4 protein-coding genes are annotated in these 4,448 nt (G+C 43.5%); 3 read left to right on the top strand and 1 reads right to left on the bottom strand.

Annotation, left to right across the window (positions count from 1 at the left end; genetic code table 11):
- Positions 1–423: methyl-accepting chemotaxis protein (locus tag AABI99_RS17515; protein WP_338367406.1), on the top strand; the 423-nt coding region annotated here is incomplete at its 5' end.
- A gap of 70 nt (positions 424–493) precedes the next feature.
- Positions 494–967, top strand: a complete 474-nt coding sequence (locus AABI99_RS17510; protein WP_338367405.1) for a peroxiredoxin — start codon at positions 494–496, stop codon at positions 965–967.
- Positions 968–1,011: 44 nt separating this feature from the next.
- Here AABI99_RS17510 and AABI99_RS17505 read toward each other — a convergent pair whose 3' ends face one another.
- Positions 1,012–3,138 (bottom strand): S8 family peptidase, encoded by a 2,127-nt coding sequence (locus tag AABI99_RS17505; protein ID WP_338367404.1) that lies wholly within the window; start codon positions 3,136–3,138, stop codon positions 1,012–1,014.
- A gap of 327 nt (positions 3,139–3,465) precedes the next feature.
- Here AABI99_RS17505 and AABI99_RS17500 point away from each other — a divergent pair.
- Positions 3,466–4,448 (top strand): NAD(P)/FAD-dependent oxidoreductase (locus AABI99_RS17500; protein WP_338367403.1); only part of this gene is annotated, 983 nt, incomplete at its 3' end.

The following is a 4,448-nucleotide window of genomic DNA, read 5'->3' as shown; positions in this document are numbered from 1 at the left end:
TCAGCACGCGCTGGCGAGCATGGGCGAGGTTTTGCTGTAGTGGCAGATGAAGTACGTCAGCTTGCTCGACAGACGCAAGGTTCATTGAGCGATATTAATGAACAACTCACTTTATTGAGTGAAAAATCAAGTACAGTATCTACACAAATAGCGACCTTGGCAAATGGCGCTCAGTCGCAAACACAAAATGCACAAGAGCTAAAAGTTAATTCAGAAGGCGTTGCCGATAACGCCCAGCAAGCCAACAAAGTGGCCTTTGAGGCCATGGAACTGGCTAAACAGCAAAATAATTTGCTCGATAACTTTAGCCAGTCAATGCAAAGCATGAAAGGCCAAGTAAGCGAATCAAGCCTGTTGGTTGACGATATTCGCAGCCAGCTACAACAACAAATGCAAAGCATAAAAGTAAACCTTGGCTTGTAAATCCCTGCTAATACAAAGGTAATAAGCGTTATACTGTAGGCTTATTAATCAAATGCTTTAAGGATTTATCATGATTGAACAAGGTCAAACGTTACCCGCAGTTACATTAACGCAGCTAACAGACGAGGGCATGCAAACTCACACTAACACTGAGCTTTTTAAAGGTAAAAAAGTAGTACTTTTTGCTGTACCGGGTGCATTTACGCCTACCTGTTCAAATGCCCATTTACCTGAATTTATAACCCTTAGTGATAAAATTAAAGCAAAAGGTATTGCGGCAATTTACTGTGTATCGGTTAACGATGCGTTTGTAATGAAAGCATGGGGAGAGTCTCAAAATGCACTACAAATCGATATGTTAGCAGATGGCGATGGCAGTTTTACTAAAGCGTTAGGGCTTGATAAAGACACCGGCAGTTTTGGTGGAACACGCTCTACACGCTATGCAATGATAGTTGATGATAATGTCGTTACAGGGTTGTTTGTTGAAAAAGAAAAAGAGTTTTCAGTGAGCCGTGCTGAGTCTGTACTAGAAAAACTATAATCGTTTATAAAGGCCCTCAGTGAATACACTTAGGGCCCTTTTAGTTATGGCTGGTATTGGCCACTTAAAGTTAAACCTGAAAAGGTTCTGTAAGCATTCACGCTTAAATGCCATGTCCCCGCTTGCGGGTTACTAAATGTGCATGTTTCAGCGTTGCCGTTTTTATAAGGACGACAATCGTAGCTAGATGCAGTAGGTTGGCTGCCAAACTTAACAAATAAGTCAGCATCACCAGTACCACCTGAGGTGGTGACTGTAAATGTGCTCATTCCTGCCGGCACATCTAAAGTGTAATGTTTCCAGTTACCAGTCGTGGCACTTACATCGCTAACCGAGCCGCCACCGGCTTCAGGTGTAGTTGACCCACCGCCTGTTGAACCACCTGTAATATTACCCACTAAACTTACACCTGAGTATGCTGAGTAGCCACGCAGCATTACATGGTATGTACCCGCTGTTGGGTTATCAATAGAACACTCTTCGCTATTACCGCCTTTATACGGACGACAATCGTAGCTTGAGGTAGTTGGTTGGCTGCCAGCGCGCACGTATAGATCTGCATCGCCGCTACCGCCACTCATGGTAAATGTTACATTGGTTGCGCCACTTGGTACTGTCATTGTGTAATACGCTTGTGAACTTGCAGCACCGCTTAAGCCTGTTTTAGCTTCGCCATCTGTCAGTTCGCTATCGCCACCTGTAGGTGGTGTTGTACCGCCACTTGCCGCGGCTACTGCAGCTGCTGCATCTACAATACCCGTACCACAGTTTGTACACGTTGCAGGGAATGAGCGGGTGGTAGATTTTAAAATGCTTTCTATTTCATCTGGGGTCGCATTTGGTTTAGCTTGCTTTATTAGAGCGGCAACACCGGCAACATGAGGTGCCGCCATTGATGTACCTTGAGAGAACGCATAGCTATCGCTCGACGGTGAAGATGAGCCTGAGTTATAAGTTGATAAAACCCCTTCAGAGTCGTTCGCAAAGCTTTGTGCGCCACCCGGAGCCGCAACATCAATATTGCTACCGTAGTTTGAGTAATATGCACGTCCACCGTTACGCCCTACAGAGGCAACATTGACAACACCACTACAGTTACCTGGGTTATAGTTTGCTGAGTTATCGTTATCATTACCGGCAGCAATGACCACAACAGCACCGTTGCTGCGTGCTGTGTTAATGGCGTTTTGTGTGGTAGAGCTACACGAACCGCTGCCACCTAAGCTCATGTTAATTACATCTGCAGGGTTTGAGTTGGCCGGTATACCCGATACGTTCCCGCCAGATGCCCAAATAATGCCATCAGCAATGTCTGATGTTAAACCACCACATTTACCAAGTACACGTACAGGCACAACTTTAGCGCCATAAGCTACGCCAGCAACACCTTCACCGTTATTAGTAACGGCTGCAACCGTACCTGCTACGTGCGTACCATGCCAGCTTGAGCTTTGCGCACCGTTATTTCCACATTCGCCAGCAGCTACCGCATCACCCGGATCGCGTGCGTCACTATCTCGACCGCCACCATCGTTTGCAACCGATAGGTTAGAGATCATATCGTAACCCGGTAAAATGTTAGCATTTAAATCAACATGTGGGCGGTAGCCAGTATCAAGTACCGCTACCACTACGCCACTGCCTGTAGCTGTATCCCAAGCGGTAGGTAAGTTAAGGCCGCCAGCTTGCTCGTAGTAGTGCCATTGATCGCCGTAACGAGGATCGTTAGGGGTTGCAAAGGGTTTTAACATTTGATCCACTTCAATGTATTCAACATTGCCAGAATCAACCATTTCTTGCATAAATTCTTGTGCTTCTGCAGCGCTTAGTTTTTTATCTGCACGCATAACGTGGTGGTTATTAAGCGCCATTGCACGGATATACTTTGCTTTCACTTTGCCTTTTTTAGAAGCGAAATTTTTTACAAAGCGCTGAGCACGCTTTTTCATATTTGCGGGGCTCGCGTCAGCTGACGAGATGCTTAACATATCGCTCGCGCTATCTTTATATTTAATAATAAACTGTGTTTCAAAGCCCGCTTGGGTTTGTAGCTTAGCTGAGGTTTCTGCCATTGAGGTTGATACATCTTGAGCAACACTTGCAGAGGCTGCAAATACTGTACTAATAGTGAGCGCTACCGCACAACGCTTAAATGATTTACTTGTTGTCATAATTATCCCTAGTTGTTATTGGTTAGTTTGTAATATTAAATTACGAAACAGAAACAAAGGTAAATGATCTGTTAATAACTTTAAAATATTAAATGCTTATGTACCTATTTCTTTTGGTTATAACTTAGGAAATTAGCGGATTTGCAATCTTTTAGTATTTATCATATAAAATAAAAATAAGTATAAAGAACTATATTTTAGTACTGTTTAAAAATAACGATAGCTAAGCTTGATTACATTTCTTGCTATATTGCCAATAATAATTCTATTCAAAGTGTTGAGGTAAACTTTGCTATAATCGGGCAAATTTTTTAGTAGGGCGAAGTAATGAATCAAGTAGATGTAATTGTGATTGGCGCAGGTGCAGCCGGATTAATGAGTGCTGCACAAGCAGGTTATCGCGGACGTAGCGTTACAGTGCTTGATATGGGTAAAAAACCAGGCCGAAAAATTTTAATCAGTGGCGGTGGGCGTTGTAATTTTACCAATGAAAATGCCAGTCCAGAAAACTACTTATGCAGTAATCCCCATTTTGTTAAATCGTGCTTAAGCCGTTACACGCAACACGATTTTATTGAGCTGGTGGACCGCCATGGTTTGGCATACCATCATAAAACCTTAGGTCAGCTTTTTTGCGATAACAGCGCGCAAGATATAGTCGATATACTACTGACTGAGTGCGAATGGGCGGGTGTTACTATTAAATTGCGCAGCGAAGTGCTAAATGTGGCTAAAACCGACATTGGTTACCGTGTTACCACTGAGCAAGAAACACTTACTTGTGAATCGCTCGTTATCGCATCGGGCGGTTTAACAATGCCCAAGCTTGGCGCCACTCCTATAGGTTATAAAATTGCAGAGCAGTTTGGCTTAAACGTACTACCTACCATGGCGGCGCTTGTGCCATTTACTTTGCATCAACACGATAAAGAACGCTTTGAAGGGCTTTCAGGAATTAGTATACCGTGCGAAGTGTCAAGCGAAGACGGCACCGTATTTAAAGAAAATATTTTGTTTACTCACCGAGGATTATCAGGGCCTGCCATATTACAAATTAGCTCATTTTGGCGGGCAGGGCAGGCAGTAACCATAAACTTGCTCCCTGAGCTCGATTTAAAGCAGCAACTAGCTGATTGGCGAGAAACACAAGCACAAAAATCATTAAAAAATAGCCTTGCAACTATTTTACCCAAACGCTTTATAGACATACTACACGACAGCAAAGCTATTCCTGATTGCAATATTAATCAGCTCACTCATGCTCAAATAGATGAGTTAGCAAGCTATATTCATGCGTGGCAAATAAAACC

Source organism: uncultured Pseudoalteromonas sp. (genome assembly GCF_963922945.1).
Taxonomy (GTDB): domain Bacteria; phylum Pseudomonadota; class Gammaproteobacteria; order Enterobacterales; family Alteromonadaceae; genus Pseudoalteromonas.
Note: the sequence above shows the minus strand (reverse complement) of the source record. Positions and strands in the feature narration are given on the sequence as shown.